Origin of the sequence: Patulibacter brassicae (genome assembly GCF_033949425.1) — a bacterium.
GTDB classification, from domain to species: Bacteria; Actinomycetota; Thermoleophilia; order Solirubrobacterales; family Solirubrobacteraceae; genus Patulibacter; species Patulibacter brassicae.
Map to the genome: position 1 here is coordinate 164,980 of NZ_JAXAVX010000006.1, position 21,525 is coordinate 186,504.

A 21,525-nucleotide genomic window follows, 5' to 3' on the forward strand; every position below is an offset into this window, starting at 1 on the left:
CCGACCATGGGCAACCTGCAGCGTCGTTCCGGCTCGAACCTCTCCCGCACGCAGCGGGTCGACCGGGCCTTCAAGCTCGGGGTCGCCGCCGTCGCGCTGGGCGCGGCCGGCATCGTCGGCCTCGTGATCGGCTCCGGCGCCCTCGTCGTCGTCGGCTTCGTGGGCGCCGGGATCAGCGGGTTCCTCGCCCGCAACACCCTGCGCCCGCGGCGCTAGCCGGCGCCCCCGAGGCAGGGCGCCGATCGCTAGCGGATCTTCACCGTCGTGCCCATCGGCACGCGCGGGTAGAGGTCGATGACGTCGCTCGGGTGCATCCGGATGCAGCCGTGCGAGGCGCGGGAGCCGAGCGACCAGGTCTCCGCCGTGCCGTGGATCCCGATCCCGTCGCGCAGGCCGAGCCAGCGGGCCTTCAGCGGGTTGTTCGGGGCGCCGCCGGGGATGACCTGGCCGGCGAGCGATCCGGCCCAGGCCGAGTTCGGGACGTGCCAGGCCGGGTTGACCTGCTTCGACGTCACGGAGTACGTGCCGGCGGGCGTGCCGTGACCGGCCGCGCCGACGGCGATCTTGTACGTCTTGACCCACTTCAGGCGCTTGAACAGGCGCAGGCGGAACGTCTGGCGGTCGACCGTCACGAGCGTCGCGTAGCGGCGCTTCAGCGATTCGACGGTCACCGCGGGCCGTGTGCGGGTGACCTTCAGCGTGAGCGTCGCCCGCTCCGCGCCCGGGTCCCGCAGCGCGCCGAGGACGAGCTTCTCGAGCTTCGCGCGGTCGACCTTCCACCCGCGCTTGGAGCCCGTGTACCGCTGCTTGCTGATGCCGATCCGCGCGGTCGCGTCGCGCGCGGCCCGGCCCATCCTCGAGAGCGACGCGATCCAGCGGTTCACCGCCGACTGGCGCCAGAGGATCACGGGCGCGATCCGGGTGCCGGCCTTCGCCTTCAGCGCCGCCGCCGCGGTGTCGGAGGCGTCGTAGCGGTAGTCGATGGCGTCCATCGCCAGGCGGTGCGGCCGCTCGGCGATCGTCACGACGATCGGGGCGTCCGACGGCTTGTGGCCGCGCAGGGCGGCGGCGATCGTGCGGGTCGCCTGCTTGCCGGTCTGGCCGGACAGGTCGACGTCGCCGAGCTTCACGCCCGGCTTCACCGTCGGCTCGGCCGGCGGGGCGGGCGTCGTGGTCGTCGGCGGGGCCGGGACGGTCGCGGAAGGGTCCTGGGCGTGGGCGGCGGCCGGGGCGGCCAGCGCGAGCAGGGTCAGCGCGGCCGCGGCCAGGGGACGTGAACCCGCGGGCGGGCGGAGGGACGACGGCATGCGTCCAGGCTAGGCACCCGCGCGCGGACGGGCGACGGTTGCACGGGCTCGTGCGTCCGCGGGCGCGTCGGGCCGCGCCGACGGCCACCGCCTCGGACGCGGTCGCCGGCGAGACGGCCGCGCGGCGCGGGGCGCCCCGCTGGGTCCGCGGCCGGATCCCGGCGCCGCGTCGGCCGGGAACGCGCGTCAGCCGGCGACGGCGGCGGGCGGCGCGACGTCCGCCGCGGGCGCCACGCGCACCTCGCGGCAGAACTCGGCGAGGAGCTCGCCGACGATCGCCGGGCACTCGAGCTGCGGGCAGTGGCCGATCCCGGGCAGCAGCTCGTAGCGGGTGGCGGGCAGCGCGTCGCGCAGGTGCCGGGAGCCGTCGTGATGGACCATCCGGTCGCCGTCGCCCCAGATGAGCAGCACCGGGCACTCGATCCGCGAGTGGTCGAACGGGCTCTCGAGCTCGGGCAGCAGCCGGCGGCCGGTGTGCAGCAGGCGGCGGACGTCGCGGCGCGACTCGAAGTGCTGCGCGAACCGGTGCAGGACGTCGCGGCGCGCGCGCAGCGGCCGCGCGAACGCGAGCTGCCGGAAGAGCTGGGCGACGATCGCGCGGATCAGCGGCGTGGGGACCGGGTTGCGGTCGGCGAGCAGGAACCGCAGCAGCGGCTGCTGGGAGATGAGGCCGAACCACCGCGGGTGGTCGAAGCCGGCGGGGTCGATCGGCACGATCCCGGCCGGCGAGGGCCGCCGCTCGGCCGCGAGCAAGGTCGCGGCGCCGCCCATCGAGTTGCCCGCGATCACCGCGGGCTCGTCGGGGGCGATCTGGGCGAGCACGCCGTCGATGAGCCGGGCGAACTGCTCGAGCATCGGCTCGTCGGGCACCAGCCGGTCCGCCTTGCCGAACCCCTGGAGGTCGATCGCGACCGACCGCTGCCGGCGGTCGGCGAGGTCGAGCATCAGCGGCCGCCACGTGTCGGCGGAGTCGGAGTACCCGTGCAGGAGGAGCAGCGGTGGCCCGCCCAGGCGTGAGCCGCGGGTCTCGAGGAGCCGCGTCCGCACCCCGGCGGCTTCGATGAACCGCTCGGTGATCTCGGGTCGACCCATGACCGAACGCTAACACCGTGTTCGATGCGCTTCGAAGCGCCGTGGACCGTCCGTCGACCCGCGGCCGCGCCGAGCCGCCCGTCGCTGCGCCCCGCGGGCGCGGCCGGAACCTGCCGATCTGCAGGGAGTTCTCGCGTCGCTCGCGGCGCCCGCCGACCCCGATCGCCCGTCGCCTGTGCCGTCCGGTTCGCGTCGTACCGTCCTTCGCATGGATCTCCGCGATCTCGACGCCGGCGCACCGGTGGACCGCGTGCTGCTGGTCCGCGCCGCGGCGCGGCGCCGCCGGCGCGACGACGGCTCGGAGTACCTCCGGCTCGAGCTCGGGGACCGCTCGCAGGCGCTCGTGGCGATCGTCCGCGAGGACGTCGACGCGATCGCGGCGTTCGCGGAGCGCGGCGCCGCGGTCCGCTTCCGCGGGGTCGTCGAGGAGGACGAGCGGTTCGGCCGGCAGCTCGCGCTCGAGTCGCTCGCCCCGGTCGACCGGGGCACGGTCGACCTCGCGGAGCTGACGGAGGGGCCGGCGATCCCGGTGGCCGAGCTCGAGCGGCGGTTCCAGGCGCTCATCGCGCGGACCGCGGACCGCTGGCTGCGCCTGCTGCTCGAGCGCGTCTTCGACCGCGAGACGCCCTTCTGGCTGCGGTTCCGGGAGGCGCCCGCGGCGAAGTTCTTCCACGAGGCCTACCCCCACGGGCTGCTCGACCACACGCTGCGGGTGACGGAGGCCGTGGAGGCCCTCGCGCCGCTGTTCCCGGACGTCGACCGCGACGTCGCGGTCGCCGGCGCGCTGCTGCACGACATCGGCAAGGCCGAGGCGTACACCACGGACCCGCTCGCGCCGGACCTCACCGACCTGGGGCGGCTCGAGGGCCACATCGTCCTGGGCTACGAGATCGTCCGGGCGGCGGTCGAGGCGCTCGAGGGCTTCCCGGCGGAGACGGCGCTCGCCGTCCGGCACATCGTGCTGAGCCACCACGGCAAGCAGGAGTACGGCAGCCCCGTCGTGCCGGCGACCCGCGAGGCGGTCCTCGTGCACCACGCCGACGACCTCGCCGCGCGGATGGGCAGCTTCGACCGCCTGCAGCGCGGCCTGGCCCCGGACGCGCAGTGGAGCGCCTACGACCGCGGCGTGGGCTCGGCGGCGTACTTCGGGCCCGTGCGCCGGGACGCGGACCTCGAGGCGCTCGCGCCCCTGCCGGCCCCCGTCCTGCCGGCCCGCGCCGCCTGACGCCCCACCGTCGGCCGGCCTCCGCGTCCGTTCCCAGGCGACCTGGACGCCTCGGCCGTCGACGGGGGGCGGGAAGCGCCGGAGGGCCCGGCCGTTTCTCGCGTGTTGCGGGAACTCGTGGCCCCCTGAACGGCGGGGGCGCGCGCCGTCCGCGTACAGTCCACCGGCGATGGCGAAGGACACCGAGAAGCTGATCCGGCAGCTCTCGCTGATCTCGTACCTCATGGCGGAGCGCCGTCCCGTGACGGCGCTGGAGATCCGCCGTGACGTCGAGGGCTACAGCGGGATGAACGAGGACGCGTTCGCCCGCCGCTTCTACGCCGACCGCGCGGAGCTCGAGTCGCTCGGGATCCAGCTGACGATCGAGCGCCCGGGCGACGGGACGGCGGAGCAGGAGCACTACTCGCTGCGCAGCGAGAACTTCCACCTGCCCCCGATCGCCTTCAGCGACGACGAGCTCGCGAGCCTGCAGCTCGCCCTCTCGCTGCTCGACGGCGAGTTCGCCTACGCCGAGCCGCTGCGCCTGGCGCTGCAGCAGCTCTCGTGGGGCCGGCCGAGCCCCCTGGCGGGCGCCGAGGCGGCCGGGGCGGGCATGGTCGGCCTGGGCATCACCGCCCAGGTCAGCGGCCGCGACCCCGCGCAGCGGCTGGCGAAGGTCGAGTCGGCGATCTTCCGCAACAAGACGATCGTCTTCGGCTACCACTCGCTGCACCGCGACACGGTCGAGACGCGCAAGGTCGACCCGTACCACCTGCTCTTCCGCGGCGGCCACTTCTACCTCCTGGGCCGCGACCACGAGCGCGACGAGCTGCGCGTCTTCCGGCTCTCGCGCATCCAGGACAAGGTCGCCTACGCGACGAAGGCCGAGCACGACTTCCGCCGGCCCGACGACTTCGACCCGCGGCCCTACGGCGACCGCGCCGACTGGCAGATGGCCGAGCCGGTCGCCACGGCGCGGATCCGGATCGCCGAGCGGATCGCGTGGCAGGTCCAGCGCAACCACGCGCGGCAGGGGACGTTCGCGCCCGCCGGCGACGGTGCCGAGGAGCGCAGCGACGACGGGCTGCTGCGCGGCGACGTCGTCTTCGAGACGGCCTACGGCGTGCCGCGCGCGCTGCTCGGGTGGGTCATGCGGATCGGCGAGCACGCCGAGATCCTCGACCCGGCGCCGCTGCGCGACGAGTACGCGCAGCGCGTGGCGCTCGTGCGGCAGCGCCACGAGGGCGACTTCGCGATCGCGGGCGGCCGCCCCTACCTCGAGGAGGAGGAGCCGGGCGCGACGGCGCCGCCGACCCGCGACGGGATCATCCGCCCGGAGCGCTTCGCGCGGCTCGTGACGCTCGCGTCGATCCTCATCCACGCCGGCCGCGGCGGCGAGGCGCTCGACCTGCCGGAGGTGCTGGACCGCCTGAACGTCAACGAGAGCGAGCTGCGGGACGACATCAACGTCCTGAACATCGTGAACTTCGGCGGCGGCTCCTACGTCCTCTACGCCGAGGTGACCGACGACGGTCGGATCGAGGTCGACAACGAGCCCTACAGCGATCACTTCGCCCGCCCCGCGCGGCTCCTGCCCGTCGAGGCGAAGGCGCTCGTGGCGGCGATCGACCTCATCGGCGACCACCTGCCCGCCGGCTCGCTCGGCACGGCGCGGGCGAAGGTCGTCGACGCGCTCGGCGAGGACCCGCTGGAGCACGGCCTGCAGGTCGCCCACGGTGGCGGCGACGACCGCGACCTCGCCCGGCTCGTGTCGGAGGCGATCGCCGACCGGCGCGTGCTCGAGCTCGACTACTACAAGCCCAACGAGGACCAGTTCAGCGAGCGCGTGCTCGAGCCCTACGCGCTCATCAACGGGCGCGAGGGCTGGTACGTCGCCGGCTACGACCGCGGCCGCGAGGACGTGCGCCACTTCCGCCTGGACCGGATCCGCTCGGCGCGCGCGACCGACGAGCAGTTCGAGCGGCGGCCCGAGGTCGACCCCGCCGCCGAGGTCGCCGGGTGGCCGCGGACCGGCGAGGTGCCGGCGAGCCGCACCGCGCGGGTCTGGGTGAGCCCGGAGCGCGCGCGGTGGGAGCGCGAGCGCCGCCAGGTCGTCGAGGAGCTCGACGACGGCGCGCTGGTGATCGAGATCCCGTTCGCGGGCGTGGACTGGCTCGTGCGCGAGGTGCTGACCGAGATCGGCGACCTCGTGATCCTCGAGCCGCAGGACGCGCGCGACGCCGTGCGCGCCGTCGCGGATCGCCTGGCTCGCAGCTGAGCGCCGCGGGCGCTGAGCACCGCGGAGGCGCCCCAGCTCGCGGGAGTCCTGCAGACCGGCGGTCCACGGACCGCGGACCGGGCGGACCCGGAGGTCCGCCCGTTCGCGTCGCGTCTCGCGGCGGGCCCGGTCGCCGAGGGGGGACCTGGAGAAGGACCGGGAGGGCCGCGTCGTCGGTGCCTGCGGCTCGTTCGGGGCCGCGTGTGGGGTACGCGCACAGCCTGTCGCCGGCCGGCGACAGGGTCCGCGGCCCCGGTCACCGGCCGGGTGCGTCATCGGTCACGCTCCGCCGCGCTTCCCGCTCGTGCCCGCGGCTCGTGGCGCGCCACGACGTCCACCGGCCGCCCCGTCCGCCGTCGCGCCGCGCGCCGGATAGCGTGCGCGGCCATGAGCCGCCGCGATCAGATCACGATGAGCGACGACGAGGTCCTCGCCTTCCTCGACGAGGAGCGGACCCTCGTCTGCGCGACCGCCGGGCCGCGCGGCTGGCCGCACCTCATGCCGCTCTGGTACGTCGTGCGCGACGGCCGGATCTGGGCGTGGACGTTCGCGAAGTCCCAGAAGACGAAGAACCTCGAGCGCGATCCGCGGGCGACGCTCCAGGTCGAGGCCGGCGAGACCTACGACCAGCTGCGCGGCGTGATGCTCGAGTGCGAGACGGTGATCCACCGCGACCTCGAGACGGTCAGCGCGCTGGGCACCGAGGTCTTCCGCCGCTACACGCCGGGGATCGGCGACGGCCCGCTGCCGGACGCGATGCAGGCCGCCGTGGACCAGCAGGCGACGAAGCGGATCGCGATGGAGTTCGTCGAGCGGCGCCGCGCCACCTGGGACCACCGCAAGCTCGCCGCCGGCGTCTACTGAGCCGGTCTCGCGGACCCCGCCCGGCGGGCGGGCGGGTCCCGTGGCGGCGCCCCGCCGCTAGGCTCCGGCCGCGATGACGCAGCTCAAGGGTCTGATCCTGTCCGGGGGCCGGGGCACGCGGCTGCGCCCGATCACCCACACCAGCGCGAAGCAGCTCGTGCCGGTGGCCAACCAGCCGGTCCTCTTCTACGCGATCCGCTCGATGGTCGAGGCCGGGATCACGGAGATCGGGATCATCCTCAACCCCGAGACCGGCGGCGAGATCCGCGAGGTCACCGGTGACGGCTCCGCCTTCGGCGCGTCGATCACGTACATCGACCAGGCGTCCCCGGACGGCCTGGCGCACGCCGTGCTGACCGCGGAGGCGTTCCTCGGCGACAGCTCGTTCGTCATGTACCTCGGCGACAACCTCCTGCAGGGCGGCCTCACCGGCCTCGTGCAGCAGTTCCGCACGAACGCGCCGGACGCGATGATCCTCCTGCAGCAGGTCGAGGACCCCCGCTCCTACGGCGTCGCGGAGCTCCACGACGGCCAGGTCACGCGGCTCGTCGAGAAGCCGGCCGAGCCGCGGTCCGATCTCGCGCTCGTCGGCGTCTACCTCTTCACCTCGCGGATCCTCGAGGCCGCGAAGGCGATCGAGCCCTCGGCCCGCGGCGAGCTCGAGATCACCGACGCGATCCAGTGGCAGGTCGACCAGGGCGACCGCGTCGAGCCGCACGTCGTGCACGGCTGGTGGAAGGACACCGGCAAGCTCGCCGACATGCTCGAGGCGAACCGCCTGATCCTCGACACGATCGAGCGGCGGATCGACGGCGCGGTCGACGAGGGCTCGCAGGTCGAGGGGCGCGTGGTGATCGAGGCCGGCGCCCGCGTCGAGCGCTCCGTCGTCCGCGGCCCGGTCGTCATCGGCCGCGACGCCGTCGTCGCCGACAGCTACGTCGGTCCCTACTCGGCGATCGCGAAGGACGCCGTGGTCGAGCGCTCCGAGGTCGAGCACTCGATCCTCCTCGAGCGGGCGAAGCTCATCGGGCTCGAGGGCCGGATCGAGTCCTCGCTGCTCGGTCGCGACGTCACCGTCCGCCGCGGCGAGCGCACGCCCCGCGCCTACCGCTTCATGGTCGGCGACAACTCGGAGATCGAGATCCTCTGACCGGTCGGCGCGCGGCGCGTCGGCGATGCTGATCACCATGCTCGCCGTCCTCGCCAGCGCGCTCGTCGCGGCGCTGCCCACGGCGGTGCCCGTCCCGAGCGGCACCGCCCCGCCGCGCGCCGCCGCGTCCCGCGCGACCACCCCGAGCCCGCCCGCCGGCGACGCGGCCTGGGCCTTGGCGCAGCGGATCGCCGCGCGGCCGCGACCGGCGGGCTCGGCCGCCGAGCGCACCGCGCAGGCGCTCGTCGCCGGCCGGATGCGCGCCGCCGGCCTCACCGTCCGCCACGACCGCTTCGCGGTGCCCGGCCACGGCCGCTCCCGCAACGTCGTCGGGATCCGCCCCGGCCGGCGCCCGTGCCTGTGGATCCTCATGGCCCACGCCGACTCGATGCCCGGGACCGTCGGCGCGCTCGACAACGCCTCGGGCGTGGGCCTGCTCGTCGAGCTCGCCGAGCGCCAGCGGGCCCCGGGGTGCGAGACGTGGTTCGTCGCCACGGGCGCCGAGGAGCGGCTCTTCACCGGCCGCCCGGACCACCTCGGGGCCTCCGCGCTCGTGCGGCGGCTGCGGCGGGAGCGCCGCACGGCCGACGTGCGCTGGGCGCTCTCGCTCGACGAGGTCGGTCGCGGGCGCCGCTTCCACCTGCGCTCGCCCGCGCCGCGCGCCCGGCGCGGCGTCGAGCGGGCGCTGCTCGCCGCGGCCCGACGCGCGCGCGTCCCGGTCGCGTGGCGCCGCGACGAGGGGGCGGGCAACTCCGACCACCGCGAGCTCGCCCTCGCCGGGATGGCCGCGATGAAGCTCGGCGTCGTCGACAACGCCTGTCGCCACCGCCCCTGCGACCGGACGCCCCGGCTGCAGCGCGCGGCGTTCCGCCGCACCGCGGCGGTGGTCCTGCACCTGCTCGGGCCCGTCTCCGCGAGCTCCGCCGCCTCGAGGAGCGGTGCTCCTCCCGGGTGATGCGACGGCCCGGCCCGTCGTTCTGCCACGCTCCGGGGCGACATGGGCTACGTGCGCCAGGGCGAGATCGCCCGCCTGGGACCGAACACGATCATCCGGCCGAACCGCGGGCAGCTCGAGCGCCACGACAGCGACGCGCCGCCGGCCGGGCAGCGCCGCCGGCGGATGGTCGTCACCGGCGCCGCCGGGATGCTCGGGCAGCGGGTCGTCGACGTCGCCCGCGTCCACGGCTGGGACGTCGTGGCCACGACCCGCGTGGAGCTCGACATCACCGACCTCGAGCGCACGACGGTCGCCCTCGAGCAGCACGCGCCGACGGTCGTCGTGAACTGCGCGGCGTTCACCGACGTCGACGGCGCGGAGGAGCGCGAGGCCGAGGCGCTCGCCGTCAACGGCGACGGCGCGGGCAACCTCGCGAAGGCCACGGCCGCGCTCGGCGTGCGGCTCGTGCACGTCTCGACGGACTACGTCTTCCCCGGCGACGCCCAGGAGCCCTACCCGGAGGACGCGCCGACCGGTCCGCAGGCCGCCTACGGCCGCACGAAGCTCGCCGGCGAGGAGCAGGTCGCCGAGCACAACCCCGATCACCTCATCTGCCGCACGGCCTGGGTCTTCGGCGCGGGCGGCGGGAACTTCGTCGACACGATGGTGCGCCTCGCGGCCGATCGCGACGAGGTCCAGGTCGTCGACGACCAGACCGGCTGCCCGACGTGGACCGGGCACCTGGCGCCCGCGCTCGTGCGCGCGGCCGGCGGCGAGGCCCGGGGGATCGCCCACCTCGCGGGCGGCGGGCAGGTCACGTGGTGCGGCCTGGCGGCCGAGGTCTTCTCCCGGATCGGCGGCGGCACCCGCGCGGTGCCGGTCGGCACCGACGCGTTCCCGCGGCCGGCGCGGCGGCCGGCCTGGAGCGTCCTGGGCTCGACCCGCGACGACGTGCCCGCGCTGCCCGCGTGGCAGGAGGGCGTCGCGGCGCACCTCGTCGAGGTCGGCGCCGCCCGCGCCGCCTGAGCCTGGATCCGCCTGAGCGCTCGCGGGTCAGCCGAACGGCGACGGAACGCGCGTCACGCCGAGCTCGCGGCGCAGCTGCGCGATCCGCTCGCGCGACGCCCGCCAGCCGGCGACGCGCTCCTCGCGCTGCAGCGTCCACGTCGCCCAGGCGACGAGGCGCGACCAGCGCGAGCGCGGAGCGGGCCGGGCGTGGACCTCGATCGTCCACGGGACCGGCAGCGCCAGCCGCAGCAGCACGAAGACCGGCAGCAGCGCGAGCAGGAGCAGGAGCTCGAGCAGCAGCGCGAGCAGGACGATGAGGACCGGCAGCGCGAGGATCAGCAGGAAGATGCCGATCACCGCGCTGATCGGGTCGTCGCCGAGCGTGACGTTCCCGATGCCCGTGTCGGGCACGTCGCGGATCCGGCGCCGCCACGGCAGCCAGCGGCGGCGCACCCGCCACTCGCGTGCGCGCTCGGTGGTCGGCTCCTCCGGGTCGGGCATCGGCGCGGATCCTAGGGGCCCGTCCGGCGAGCGGCCGGTCCCGACCGGGCCGCCGTTGCGTAGGGTTCCGGCCCATGAAGCTGCTCGTCTGCGGTGGTGCCGGGTTCATCGGCTCGGCGTTCGTGCACCAGCGGGTCGCCGCCGGCGACGAGGTCCGCGTGCTCGACGCGCTGACGTACGCCGGCCGGCGGGAGAACGTCGAGGGCCTCGACGTCGACCTCGTCGTCGGCCGGATCGAGGACCCGGGCGCGGTCGAGCAGGCCGCCGCCGGCGTGGACGCGATCGTGAACTTCGCGGCCGAGACGCACGTCGACCGCTCGATCCTCGACGCGCAGGCGTTCGTGACGACGAACGCGGTCGGCACCTACACCCTCGTCGAGGAGGCCCGGCGGCGGGGCGTGCGCTACGTCCAGGTCTCGACCGACGAGGTCTACGGCTCGATCCGCGAGGGCGCCTTCACCGAGGAGCACCCGCTCGAGCCCTCGTCGCCGTACTCGGCATCGAAGGCCGGCGCCGACCTCATGGTCCTCGCCGCCCACATCACGTACGGCCAGGACGTCGTCATCGCGCGCGGCTCCAACTGCTACGGCCCGCGGCAGTTCCCGGAGAAGCTCATCCCGGTGATGACGCTCAACGCGATCCACGGCGGCCCGCTGCCGGTCTACGGCCAGGGCGACCAGGTCCGCACGTGGCTCCACGTCGACGACTTCGCGTCCGGCATCCACGCCGCGCTCGCCCACGGCGAGTCCGGGCAGGCCTACAACGTCGGCGGCGCGAAGGAGAAGATCAACCTCGACGTCGTCCGGCGGATCATCGCCCTCACCGGGGCCTCGGAGGACCAGGTGAAGCACGTCGAGGACCGCCTCGGCCACGACTTCCGCTACGCGCTGGACTCCTCGAAGCTCCGCGCGCTCGCCGGCTGGGAGCCCCGGATGGACTTCGACGAGGGCGGCCTGGAGTCGACGGTCCACTGGTACCGCGACCACGAGTGGTGGTGGAAGCCGCTCGTCGCCACCGACGAGTACCGCGCCTACTACCGCCGCGTGTACGGCCAGGACCCGGCCTTCTAGTCCCCGGCGCCGGTCGGTCGTGGCCGGGGGCGGAGCGCCCGGGCCGGCCCGGGCGCCGGGGCTCAGTCGCCGCCGGTGACCGCGCCGCGCTTCGTGGCGTCGAGCTTCCAGGTGCCGCGGCCCTCGCGCACGAGCGTGAGGGTGTCGGTCCGGTAGTCGTCGTTCGTGAGCTTCAGGCGGACCGTCGCGATCGCCTGGTCGCCGCGGACCTGGACGGCCTGCGTGCTCATCGAGATCGGGTCGGCGTCCTCGAGCGCGTCCCGGGTGACCTTCTCGCAGCCGCCGCGCGCCTCGAGCTGCGCCACGAGGCGCTTGGAGAGCAGCTCCTGGCAGACGGTCTTCGCGCCGTTGTCGGTGTCCTGCTGCTCGTCCTCGTAGGCGTCGTCGAGCTTGTCGATCGTGTTCGCGACCTGGCCCTGGACGCCGGTGAACTCCTTGTCGTCGTCCGACGCTCCCTGGGTGGGGGCGCAGCCGGTCGTCACGAGCGCGATCGCGCCGGCGGAGAGCAACAGGGCCAGGCGAGGACGCAGGGCGAACACGGGCGGAACGCTACCGTAGGCCGCCGTGGCCGGGACCCTCGCCGAGCACCAGCGACGGGTGACGCGCTGCCGCGCGTGCCCGCGGCTCGTCGCATGGCGCGAGCAGGTCGCGCGCGAGCGCCGTGCCGCCTACCGCGACGAGGTCTACTGGGGCCGGCCGGTGCCCGGCTTCGGCGACCCCGCGGCCCGCGTCCTCCTCGCCGGGCTCGCGCCCGCGGCGCACGGCGCCAACCGCACCGGGCGGATCTTCACCGGCGACCGGTCGGGCGACTTCCTCTTCGCCGCGCTGCACCGCACGGGCTTCGCGAACCAGCCGACCTCGGTCGCGCTCGACGACGGCCTCGCGCTCGAGGACTGCTGGATCACCGCGATCGTCCGCTGCGCGCCGCCCGCGAACAAGCCGACCCCGACCGAGCGGGACACGTGCCTGCCGTGGACGGTGGCCGAGCTCGACCTGCTGCCCCGGGTGCGGACGATCGTCTGCCTCGGCGGGTTCGGGTGGGACGGCACGCTGCGGCTGCTCGCCGCGCGGGGGATCCCGACGCCGCGCCCGCGGCCGCGGTTCGGGCACGGCGTCGTCGCCGACGTGGGCCCCTACCGGCTGCTGGGCTGCTTCCACCCGAGCCAGCAGAACACGTTCACCGGGCGCCTGACCCCGGCGATGCTCGACGCGGTCCTCGTCCGCGCGCGCGAGCTCGCCGACGGCTGAGCGTCAGTCGCCGCAGGTCCGCGTGACGCGGCGGACGAGGTCGGCCCAGCCGTGGTGCAGCCGGTCGGGCTCGTACCCGAGGACCTGCTGCTGGTGCAGCACGAGGGCGGCGTCCAGCGACGCGAGCAGGGTGTCGGCCAGGAGCGGCACGTCGCCGTCGACGCGCGCCGCCCGCAGGAGCGTCGCGACGTGGGTCAGGTGGACGGCGCGCGCCGGCGCCGAGAAGCGGGCGGTCCCGTGCGCGGCCGCCCGCAGCACCTCGCCGTGCAGCTCGACCATCTTCAGCCGCGCGCAGCCGAAGGCGATGAGCCGCTCGACGGGGTCGGCGCCGGGGCCGAGCGGGGCGTCGCCGTAGAGGAACGCCTCCTGCAGCTCGATCTCCGTGTGGTTCAGGAGCGCGGTCATGAGCCCGGCCCGGTCGCCGAAGCGGCGGAACACGGTGCCCTTGCCGACGCCGGCCGCGGCCGCCACCGCCTCCATCGTCACCGCGTCCGCACCGCGCTCGGCGACGAGCGCCGCGGCGGCGTCGAGCAGGCGCCGGCGGTTGCGCGCGGCGTCCGCGCGCTCCTGCTCCGCTCCGGCCATCGGGAGCGACGGGCCGGCCACGGTCGGCAGGACGGTGAGGGGCGTGGTCGAGGGAGCCACAGGGCCATCGTACCGCGGCGCGCCGAAGTGGACCACGGTCCGCTCCTGTGCTACAACGTTTGAAACGGACCGCGGTCCGCCGCACGGCGGACCGGGCTCCCGTCCCCACGACACTCCCCGTCCCGAGGTCCTTCCATGTCCACGCGCATCCTCGCCCTCGTCGGCAGCCTCCGCTCCGGCTCCCACAACCGCCAGCTCGCCGAGACCGCCGCCGAGCGCGCCCCGGAGGACGTCGTCGTCGAGCTCTTCGAGGGCCTCGGCGACGTGCCGTTCTACAACGAGGACGTCGACACCGACGCCGAGCGCCCGGCCGCCGCGCAGCGCCTGCGCGACGCCGCCGGCCAGGCCGACGCCCTGCTGCTCTTCTCGCCCGAGTACAACGGCACGATCCCGGCGGTCCTGAAGAACGCGATCGACTGGCTCTCGCGCCCCTACGGCGAGGGTGCCCTGCAGGGCAAGCCCGTGGCCGTCGTCGGCACCGCGTTCGGCCAGTACGGCGGCGTCTGGGCCCAGGACGAGACCCGCAAGGCCCTCGGCATCGCCGGCGGCGCGGTGCTCCAGGACGTCAAGCTCTCCGTCGCCGAGTCCGTCGTCCGGTTCGCGCAGCTGCACCCGCGCGACGACGAGGAGATCGCGGCCGAGGTCGCGCGCGTCGTCGCGCAGCTCGCCGAGGGCGCCAGGCGGCCCGTCGCCGCCTGACCGACGGTCCACGCGGCGCCCGCCCGCCGGGGGTGTCCCGGCGGGCGAACGTGCGTTCGATCCGGCGCGGGCCGTAGGCTGGACGGGGCGTGTCCCTCGACGCCTTCACCCCCGCGGTCCGCGACTGGTTCGCTCGCGCCTTCGCGCACCCCACGCCGGTCCAGGAGCAGGCGTGGCCGCTCATCTCCGCCGGCGAGCACGTCCTCATCTCGGCCCCGACCGGGTCGGGCAAGACGCTCGCCGCCTTCCTCTGGGGCCTCGATCGCCTCGCCGCCGCCCCGCTGGCCGACGAGCACCGACGCGTCCGGCTGCTCTACGTCTCGCCGCTCAAGGCGCTGAGCCACGACGTCGACCGCAACCTCCGCGCGCCGCTGAAGGGCATCACCGCCGCGGGCGGCGAGGACGCCATCCGCGTCGGCCTGCGCACGGGCGACACGCCGCAGCGCGAGCGGCAGGCGATGCGCCGCAAGCCGCCGGACGTCCTCATCACGACGCCGGAGTCGCTCTTCCTCATGCTCACCTCCGGTGCCCGGGAGATCCTCTCCGGCGTGGAGACGGTGATCGTCGACGAGATCCACGCCGTGGCGGGGACGAAGCGCGGCAGCCACCTGGCGCTGACGCTCGAGCGGCTCGCCGCGCTGCGGGCGGCGGGCGAGGCCGGGGCCCTCCCGGGCGCGTGGTCGGGCGATGAGGTCCAGCGGATCGGCCTCTCGGCGACCCAGAACCCGCTGGAGGAGGTGGGCCGGTTCCTCGTCGGACCCGGTCGCCGGTGCCGGATCGTCGACACCGGCGAGCGCAAGGCGATGGACCTGCGGATCGAGCTCCCGGTCGAGTCGCTGACGGAGCTGGACTCCGTCGTCTCGCCGCTCAGCGGTCGCGGCGAGGGGGCAGCCGGCACGGGGGAGGGCCCGTCGGGGGCGGCCTCGACCACATCCGGCGACGCGCCGTCGGCCGGGGCGGACCCGACCGAGCCCGGGGACGACGAGGCTCCGGAGGAGGGCGCGAGCGTCGGTCCCGTCGTCGACCCCCTCGACGTCCTGCCGGCCGGCAACGAGGCGACCCGCAACTCGATCTGGCCGGCGATGTACCCGGCGATCCTCGACCTCGTCGAGCAGCACCGCTCGACGATCGTCTTCGTCAACAGCCGTCGTGCGGCCGAGCGGCTGGCGCTGCGGCTCAACGAGCTCGCCGAGCGCCGGGCGCTCGACGCCGAGGCGGCGGCCGCGTCCGCGGCCGACCTGGCGGCGGGCGGCGCGGCCGCGCAGGCCGACCCCGACCGCAACCCGGACGCGCGCTGGGATCCCGACGATCCGGCGGCGCGACCGCCGGGCGAGCTGCGCCGGCTGCCGCCCGACCTCGACGCGACGCTGGCGAGTCCGGAGCGCCACGCCCAGATCCACCCCCGGCCGGTCGCGCCGCTCGAGGACGCCGCGCCCGCGGGCGCGGCGCCGGGCGGATCCGGTTCCCCCCCTCCCACGCCCGCGGGCCCGCACGCGGTCGAGGTCGCCCGCGCCCACCACGGCTCGCTGAGCCGCGAGGAGCGCGAGGTCGTCGAGGAGCTGCTGAAGCAGGGCAAGCTGCCGTGCCTCGTGGCGACGAGCTCGCTGGAGCTCGGCATCGACATGGGCGCCGTCGACCTCGTGCTGCAGGTCGAGTCGCCGAAGTCGGTCGCCGCCGGGATGCAGCGGATCGGCCGGGCCGGTCACGGCGTCGGCGAGGTCGCCAAGGGCCGGATCTTCCCGAAGTTCCGCGCCGACCTGCTCGAGTGCGCCGTCGTCGCGCGGCGGATGCGCGAGGGGCGGATCGAGCCGATCAGCGTCCCGCGCAACGCCCTCGACGTCCTCGCGCAGCAGATCGTCGCGATCGCGGCGTCGAGCACCGACGCGACGGGCGGCGGGACGGGGAGCGGTCGGGCGCCGCGCGACCCGGGGCCGACGAGCTCCCGCACCCTCGTCCGCGACCCGGCGCGCGGCGAGCAGCAGGCGATCGCGGTCGACGACGGCCACGAGCCGGCCGAGGACGACGACCGGCCGCCGGCGCCGGTCGACGAGGGCCTCGGCGACGGCGTCGCGGTCGACGACCTCTACGCGCTGCTCACCCGCACGCACTCCTACGCCGAGCTGCCGCGCGAGCTGCTGGAGCGGGTGCTCGACATGCTCGACGGGCGCTACCCGTCGCAGGAGTTCGCCGACCTGCGGCCGCGGATCGTCTGGGACCGGGTCGCCGGGACGATCCGCCCGCGCCGCGGGGCCCAGCGGCTCGCGATCGCGAACGCCGGCACGATCCCCGACCGCGGGCTCTACCGCGTGACGCTGCCCGACGGCCGCCGGGTGGGCGAGCTCGATGAGGAGATGGTCTACGAGGCCCGCGCCGGCCAGACGTTCCTGCTCGGCGCGTCGACGTGGCGGATCGAGGAGATCCAGCGCGATCGCGTCGTCGTGACGCCGGCGCCGGGCACGCCCGGTGCGGTGCCGTTCTGGCGCGGCGACCAGCGCGGCCGGCCGGTCGAGCTCGGCCGCGCGATCGGCGCGTTCAGCCGCTGGGCGGTCGACCAGGAGGAGGAGACCCTCGTCGCCGACTACGACCTCGACGAGCGGGCGGCGCGCAACCTCCTCGAGTTCCTCCGCGAGCAGCAGGAGGCCACGCGGGTCCTGCCGTCGGACCGCACGATCGTCGTCGAGCGGTTCCGCGACGAGATCGGCGACTGGCGCGTCTGCCTGCTCTCCCCGTTCGGGGGACGCGTCCACGCCGCGTGGGGGCTCGCCGTCGCGCGGCGGATCCGCGACGAGCTCGGGCTCGAGGCCGACGCGCTCTGGTCCGACGACGGGATCATCCTCCACCTCCCCGACGGCGGAGACCTCGACGGCGACGGCGAGGGGGGCGAGAGCGCCGTCCAGGCGCGGATCGCCGAGCTCCTGCTGCTCGACCCGGACGAGGCGGAGGACCTCATCGTCGGCGAGCTCGGCTCCTCGGCGCTCTTCGGCGCCCGGTTCCGCGAGAACGCCGGCCGCGCGCTGCTCATCCCGCGCGCCCAGCCCGGCCGCCGCACCCCGCTCTGGCAGCAGCGGCTGAAGGCCCAGACGCTGCTCGAGGTCGCCTCGCGCTTCCGCGACTTCCCGATCATCCTCGAGACCTACCGCGAGTGCCTGCGAGACGTGCTCGACGTGCCGGGGCTGCTCGAGCTGCTGCGCCAGATCGACCGGCGCGAGGTCACCGTCGTCGAGGTCGAGACGCAGATGGCCTCGCCGATGGCCGGCTCGCTGCTCTTCGACTACGTCGCGACCTACATGTACGAGGGGGACGCGCCGAACGCCGAGCGGCGCGCGGCGGCCCTCTCGCTGGACCGGGACCTGCTGCGCGAGCTGCTCGGCCAGGACGAGCTGCGCGAGCTGCTGGACGCCGGCGCGCTCGCGCGGCTGGAGGCGGATCTGCAGCACCGCTCCCCCCGAACGATCGCGCGCTCGGCCGACGCGCTCGCGGAGGTCCTGCGGCGCGTCGGCGACCTGGCGCTCGACGAGGTCGCCTGCCGGGTCGCGCCCCGCGGCGGCGAGGTGCCCGACGAGGGCGTCGCCAGCGTCCCGACCGTCGGCGGCGGGCGGGCGATCGATCCACGCTCCCCCGTCGCCGACGAGCACCGGCGGCTCGCCGAGGACTGGCTGCTGGAGCTCGGCGCCCAGCGACGGGCCGTCCGGATGCGGATCGGCCGCGAGGAGCGGTGGATCGCCGGCGACGACGCGGGCCTCTACCGCGACGCGCTCGGCGCGGTGCCGCCCGGCGGCCTGCCCGAGGCGTTCCTCGCCGACGTCGAGCGCCCTCTGCGGCGGCTCGTCGTGCGCTACGCGGCCACCCACGGGCCGTTCCCCGACCACGAGCTGCGCGACCGCTACGGCGTCGACGCGAGCGCGGTGCTCCGCGAGCTCCTGCGCGAGGACGAGCTCGTCCGCGGCGAGATCCGCCCGGGCGGGACCGAGACGGAGTGGTGCGATCCCGACGTGCTGCGGCGGCTGCGGCGGCTGTCGCTCGCCGTCCTGCGCCAGGAGATCGAGCCGGCCGAGCCGCGCGCGCTCGTCGCCTTCACCACCGGCTGGCACGGGATCGACCGGCGGCGCGCGGCGCGCGGCAGCCGCCCCGACCGCGGGCCGGAGCTCCTGCGCGAGGTCCTCGTCCCGCTGCAGGGCCTGGCGCTGCCGGTCGAGCTGTGGGAGCGCGACGTCCTGCCGCGGCGCCTCGGGGGCTACCAGCCGGCGTGGCTCGACGGGCTGTGCGCGTCGGGCGAGGTCGTGTGGGTGGGCGCGGGGGCGGGCGCCTCGGGCGGGTCGCGCAACCGGGTCGCGCTGTACTTCCGCGACGACGCGCCCGCGATCGGTCCTCCGCCGGGGACCGTCCTCGCCGCGCCGCCGGGTCCGGCGCCCGGCGGTCCCGGCCGCGCCGGCGCCGCCGCCGTCGCGGCGCCCGACGGCCCGATCCACGTCGCGCTGCGCGAGGAGCTCGGGCGGCGCCCGGCCTTCTTCGAGGAGCTGCTCGTCGCCGTGCCCGGCGATCCCGTCGCGCTGCGCGACGCGCTGTGGGACCTCATCTGGTCGGGCGAGGTGACGTGCGACCTGTTCGCGCCGCTGCGCGCCGGCCGCGCGGGCATGAAGGCCGCCCGACCGGCCGCCGCCGCACCGCGCGGTGGGGCCGCCGGCCGTCGCCGGCGCTTCGGCCCGCGCGCGGGCACCGCCACCCGCGGCGCGACCCAGGGGCGCTTCTCGCTCACCGCCCCGCTGTTCGACGGCCCCGACGCCCAGGATCCGGGCACCCGTCGGCGGACGCAGGCCGAGCTGCTGCTCGAGCGCCACGGGATCGTCACGCGGGAGCACGTCCGCGCCGAGCGGATCCCCGGCGGCTTCTCGACGCTCTACGACAGCTTCGGAGCGCTCGAGACGCTCGGCGTCTGCCGCCGCGGGTACTTCGTCGAGGGACTCGGCGGCGCGCAGTTCGCGCTCCCCGGCGCCGTCGAGCGGCTGCGGGCGCAGCGGATCGAGCCGCCCGGGTCGCCGGTCGACGCGTCCGGCCAGCCGCTGCCCGTCGTGCTGCTCGACGCCGCCGAGCCCGCGCAGCCCTACGGCACCCTGCTGCCGTGGCCGCCGGTGCCCGAGGACGACCGAGAGCGGCCGGCCGACGCGAAGCCTCCCGCCCCGCAGCGCGCCGTCGGGGCGAAGCTCGTGCTCGTCGGCCCCGACCCGGTGCTCTTCGTCGAGCGCGCCGGCCGTGGGATCCAGGTCCTCGTGCCCTACGGCGACGCGCGCCTGCCGGTCGCACTGGCCGAGCTCGTGCGCCACGTCGTCGACGGGCGCGTGGCGACCGACCAGCGCAAGGGCCTGCAGCTCGAGCGGATCGACGGCGCCGCGGTCCTCGGCCATCCGCTCGAGCCCCTCCTGGAACCCGCGGGATTCCGGCCGACGGCGACGAAGTACGTCGCCCGTCGCTGAGCCCGCGGGCCTCGTCCGCGCGGGCGCATCGCCCGAGACCCGGGCCCCACGCGCGGGGTGCGGCAGGATCCTGGCATGGCGTTCTACGAGCCCCTGGACGAGGAAACCTTCGCGAGCACCCCGGCGACGGCCGGGCCGTGGGGCCCGCACGCCCAGCACGCCGGCCCGCCGTCGGCACTGCTGGCGCGGGCGATCGAGCGGGCGCCCGGCGGCGAGGGCCGGCGCCTCGCGCGCCTGTCGGTCGACATCCTCGGCTCGGTGCCGCTGGAGCCGCTCGCGGTGACGGTCGAGACGCTGCGACCCGGCCGCTCCGTGGAGCTGCTGCAGGCCACCGCCTCGGTCGACGGCCGGCCGATGCTCGTCGCACGCGGGTGGCGACACGCGCTCGCGCCCGCCAGCACGCCTCCGACCGTGCCGGGCAGCGGGACCGACGGCGTCGCGCCGCCCGCCGACCTGCCGCCGGAGGCCCCCGAGACCGCGGGGATGCCGGGCATGCACGTCGCGGGCTACGTGTCGTCGATCGACTGGCGCTGGACCACCGGCTCGTTCGCCGAGCTCGGTCCGAGCACCGCCTGGGTCCGACAGCGGATCCCGCTCGTCGCCGGCGAGGAGCCCTCGCCGTGGCAGCGGGCGCTGACGGTCGCCGACTCCGGCAACGGCATGAGCTTCGATGTCGATCCGCTGCGGTGGCCGGCGATCAACTCCGAGATCACCGTGCACCTGTTCCGCGATCCGGTCGGGGAGTGGCTGGAGGTCGCCGCCCGGACCCACCTGGAGCCCGGTGGCGGCGCGACAGCGACGACCGACCTCGCGGACGCCCGCGGGCCGATCGGTCGCGGCGCGCAGGCGCTGCTCGTGCGCGACCTGCGCCCGGACGCCGGCTGACGGGCTCCTCCGTCTCCGCCGGACGAGGACCCGCCGCCGCACCCGGTCGACGGGTCCGGACCGTCGGTCCGGTCCGCGCCCAGGCCGGAAGGGTGCCCGCGTCCGACCGCGCCCGCCGAGCTCGGCGAGCGCGGTCGCTCCCCGCTCAGCTCGTGGCGGGGACCTTCGTCGCCGGATCGCCGTCGATCGCGGCAGCGAGCTGCGGCACGACCTGCTTCAGCAGGTACGGCCGGCTCAGCGGGCTGTTGTAGCCGAGCGCGCCGGCGAAGTTCGAGTCGCCGGTCGCGGTGATGACCCGACCCTCGCGCACGACCTTCAGGCGGCGGTAGAGCGGGTCGCGCAGGATGCCCTTGGCGTCGTCGGTGATGAGGACGAGCGCGTCCTTGTCGAGCAGGCGCAGCTGCTCGCGGCTGATCTCCTCCTCGCCGCCGTCCTTCGGCGTCACGAAGCCGAGGTCGGTGAAGAACTGCTGGCGCAGGTCGTCGTTGCCGAGCGTGAACAGCGTCCCCCCGGACTCGAACGCGACGACGAGCTCCTTGCCCCGGAAGTCCGGGTGCGCCTTCGCGGCGGCCGCGAACTGGCCGTCGACGTCCTCGATGACCTTCGCGGCCTCGGCCTCCTTGCCGAGCGCCTCGCCGGTCTGGCGGAGCTGGTCGTCCCAGGGAGTGCCGCCGGTCGGCGCGTCCTTCGACTGCGCGACCGTCGGCGCCAGCGCCGCGAGCCGGTCGTAGACGGCCTGGTCGATGAACGAGTAGATGCCGAGGATGACGTCGGGCTTGGCGGCCGCGACCTTCTCGATCGAGATCTGCTCCCCGCCGATCAGCGTCGCCGGGTCGCTCTTGGCCTCCGGGGCCCACGGGCGGTCCTGGTAGTCGTACGGCCCGAGGAACTCGCGGATCGCGACCGGCTTGACGCCGAGCGCCAGGGCGAAGTCCTGCTCGTTGAAGCCGGCGGTGACGACCCGCTGCGGTGCGCGCTCGATCGTCGCGCGGCCGAAGGCGTGGTCGATCGTCACCGGGAACGCGGCGGCGGACGCCTCGGTGCTCGCCGCGGGAGCGGAGGTCGTCGTGCCCTCGTCGTCGTCGCCACAGGCGCCCAGCGCGAGCGCGGCGCAGCCGAGGAGGACCGTCAGGAGTCGTCGCATGGGCGCACCGTACTGCGTTCGG

At 75.8% G+C, this 21,525-nt stretch carries 18 protein-coding genes; 12 read left to right on the forward strand and 6 right to left on the reverse strand.

Translation table 11 applies throughout. The annotated features are described in order from the left end of the window. The first annotated feature begins 6 nt into the window (after positions 1 to 6). Positions 7 to 216 carry a hypothetical protein gene (locus SK069_RS13210; protein WP_319954710.1) on the forward strand — a complete coding sequence of 70 codons (210 nt, stop codon included), beginning with the start codon at positions 7 to 9 and terminating at the stop codon, positions 214 to 216. A 29-nt stretch (positions 217 to 245) separates the two neighbouring features. Here the strand turns inward: SK069_RS13210 and SK069_RS13215 are convergent, their stop codons facing one another. Continuing rightward, positions 246 to 1,307: a L,D-transpeptidase family protein gene (locus SK069_RS13215; RefSeq protein WP_319954711.1), complete on the reverse strand. Its 1,062-nt coding sequence runs from the start codon at positions 1,305 to 1,307 to the stop codon at positions 246 to 248. A 186-nt stretch (positions 1,308 to 1,493) separates the two neighbouring features. Then, entirely contained in the window at positions 1,494 to 2,399 is a 906-nt protein-coding gene (locus tag SK069_RS13220) for an alpha/beta fold hydrolase (protein ID WP_319954712.1), read from the reverse strand. A 208-nt stretch (positions 2,400 to 2,607) separates the two neighbouring features. Here SK069_RS13220 and SK069_RS13225 point away from each other — a divergent pair, with 208 nt between their 5' ends. The 6 genes from SK069_RS13225 to rfbD all read left to right on the forward strand — a co-directional run bounded on the left by SK069_RS13225 (position 2,608) and on the right by rfbD (position 9,858). Continuing rightward, positions 2,608 to 3,624, forward strand: a complete 1,017-nt coding sequence (locus tag SK069_RS13225; protein ID WP_319954713.1) for a 3'-5' exoribonuclease YhaM family protein — start codon at positions 2,608 to 2,610, stop codon at positions 3,622 to 3,624. 169 nt (positions 3,625 to 3,793) lie between these two features. After that, a complete protein-coding gene (locus tag SK069_RS13230) occupies positions 3,794 to 5,881 on the forward strand; it encodes a helix-turn-helix transcriptional regulator (protein WP_319954714.1) in 2,088 nt (695 codons plus the stop codon). A 387-nt stretch (positions 5,882 to 6,268) separates the two neighbouring features. Then, entirely contained in the window at positions 6,269 to 6,745 is a 477-nt protein-coding gene (locus SK069_RS13235; protein ID WP_319954715.1) for a pyridoxamine 5'-phosphate oxidase family protein, read from the forward strand. A gap of 73 nt (positions 6,746 to 6,818) precedes the next feature. Then, the gene (locus tag SK069_RS13240) at positions 6,819 to 7,895 is read left to right on the forward strand and encodes a glucose-1-phosphate thymidylyltransferase (protein WP_319954716.1); all 1,077 of its coding nucleotides are present in this window, start codon (positions 6,819 to 6,821) and stop codon (positions 7,893 to 7,895) included. 37 nt (positions 7,896 to 7,932) lie between these two features. Further along, positions 7,933 to 8,850 carry a M28 family peptidase gene (locus tag SK069_RS13245; protein WP_319954717.1) on the forward strand — a complete coding sequence of 306 codons (918 nt, stop codon included), beginning with the start codon at positions 7,933 to 7,935 and terminating at the stop codon, positions 8,848 to 8,850. Between the two features lie 42 nt (positions 8,851 to 8,892). Then, a complete protein-coding gene (gene rfbD, locus SK069_RS13250; protein ID WP_319954718.1) occupies positions 8,893 to 9,858 on the forward strand; it encodes a dTDP-4-dehydrorhamnose reductase in 966 nt (321 codons plus the stop codon). Positions 9,859 to 9,885: 27 nt separating this feature from the next. Here rfbD and SK069_RS13255 read toward each other — a convergent pair whose 3' ends face one another. Beyond that, complete coding sequence (locus SK069_RS13255) at positions 9,886 to 10,341, reverse strand: hypothetical protein (RefSeq protein ID WP_319954719.1); 456 nt, start codon at positions 10,339 to 10,341, stop codon at positions 9,886 to 9,888. Between the two features lie 74 nt (positions 10,342 to 10,415). Here SK069_RS13255 and rfbB point away from each other — a divergent pair, with 74 nt between their 5' ends. Continuing rightward, complete coding sequence (gene rfbB, locus SK069_RS13260; protein WP_319954720.1) at positions 10,416 to 11,411, forward strand: dTDP-glucose 4,6-dehydratase; 996 nt, start codon at positions 10,416 to 10,418, stop codon at positions 11,409 to 11,411. 62 nt (positions 11,412 to 11,473) lie between these two features. Here the strand turns inward: rfbB and SK069_RS13265 are convergent, their stop codons facing one another. Continuing rightward, entirely contained in the window at positions 11,474 to 11,950 is a 477-nt protein-coding gene (locus tag SK069_RS13265; protein WP_319954721.1) for a hypothetical protein, read from the reverse strand. A 25-nt stretch (positions 11,951 to 11,975) separates the two neighbouring features. Between SK069_RS13265 and SK069_RS13270 the strand changes: the two genes are divergently transcribed. After that, the gene (locus SK069_RS13270) at positions 11,976 to 12,659 is read left to right on the forward strand and encodes a uracil-DNA glycosylase (RefSeq protein WP_319954722.1); all 684 of its coding nucleotides are present in this window, start codon (positions 11,976 to 11,978) and stop codon (positions 12,657 to 12,659) included. A gap of 3 nt (positions 12,660 to 12,662) precedes the next feature. On the opposite strand, the gene SK069_RS13275 is transcribed toward SK069_RS13270, so the two are convergent. Beyond that, positions 12,663 to 13,244, reverse strand: coding sequence for a TetR family transcriptional regulator (locus SK069_RS13275; RefSeq protein WP_406628296.1), 582 nt, complete (start codon positions 13,242 to 13,244; stop codon positions 12,663 to 12,665). Positions 13,245 to 13,439: 195 nt separating this feature from the next. Between SK069_RS13275 and SK069_RS13280 the strand changes: the two genes are divergently transcribed. The 3 genes from SK069_RS13280 to SK069_RS13290 all read left to right on the forward strand — a co-directional run bounded on the left by SK069_RS13280 (position 13,440) and on the right by SK069_RS13290 (position 20,359). After that, positions 13,440 to 14,003, forward strand: coding sequence for an NAD(P)H-dependent oxidoreductase (locus SK069_RS13280; RefSeq protein WP_319954724.1), 564 nt, complete (start codon positions 13,440 to 13,442; stop codon positions 14,001 to 14,003). Between the two features lie 89 nt (positions 14,004 to 14,092). Beyond that, the gene (locus SK069_RS13285; RefSeq protein ID WP_319954725.1) at positions 14,093 to 19,474 is read left to right on the forward strand and encodes a DEAD/DEAH box helicase; all 5,382 of its coding nucleotides are present in this window, start codon (positions 14,093 to 14,095) and stop codon (positions 19,472 to 19,474) included. 75 nt (positions 19,475 to 19,549) lie between these two features. After that, a complete protein-coding gene (locus SK069_RS13290) occupies positions 19,550 to 20,359 on the forward strand; it encodes a thioesterase family protein (protein ID WP_319954726.1) in 810 nt (269 codons plus the stop codon). Between the two features lie 145 nt (positions 20,360 to 20,504). On the opposite strand, the gene SK069_RS13295 is transcribed toward SK069_RS13290, so the two are convergent. Continuing rightward, positions 20,505 to 21,503, reverse strand: a complete 999-nt coding sequence (locus tag SK069_RS13295; RefSeq protein WP_319954727.1) for an iron-siderophore ABC transporter substrate-binding protein — start codon at positions 21,501 to 21,503, stop codon at positions 20,505 to 20,507. Positions 21,504 to 21,525 lie beyond the last annotated feature (22 nt).